Genomic DNA, 348 nt, shown 5'->3' with positions numbered 1-348 from the left:
TGCGTGGCCGCCGGGCGTGGCCCCGCGGGTGCTTGCCGCCCGCGTGCTGACCGCGGTGATCGACCGCGGCCGCTCGCTCAAGGCCGAACTGGCCGCCGCGTTGCCGACGCTGCCGGATCCGCGCGACCGCGCGCTGGTGGAGGCGATCTGCTTCGCCGTGCTGCGCCGCCGCCCGGCCTACGAAGCGGCGCTGCGCATGTGGCTGCAGAAGCAACTGCCACAGCGCGACGCCGAACTGCGCGGCCTGCTGCTGGCCGGCTTCGCCCAGCTCGATGCGCTGGGCCTGGCGCCGCACGCGGCGCTGTCGGCGACGGTGGAGGCGACGCGCGCGCTGGATCGGCCGCGCCA

The 348-nt window shown here is 77.0% G+C and carries 1 protein-coding gene; it reads left to right on the top strand.

Annotation, left to right across the window (positions count from 1 at the left end):
• Positions 1-16: 16 nt before the first annotated feature.
• On the top strand, positions 17-348 hold a 332-nt coding region (locus D180_RS19180; RefSeq protein WP_304412384.1), incomplete at its 3' end, for a transcription antitermination factor NusB.

The organism is Xanthomonas sp. SHU 166 (genome assembly GCF_000364685.1).
GTDB lineage: Bacteria > Pseudomonadota > Gammaproteobacteria > Xanthomonadales > Xanthomonadaceae > Xanthomonas_A > Xanthomonas_A sontii.
Note: the sequence above shows the minus strand (reverse complement) of the source record. Positions and strands in the feature narration are given on the sequence as shown.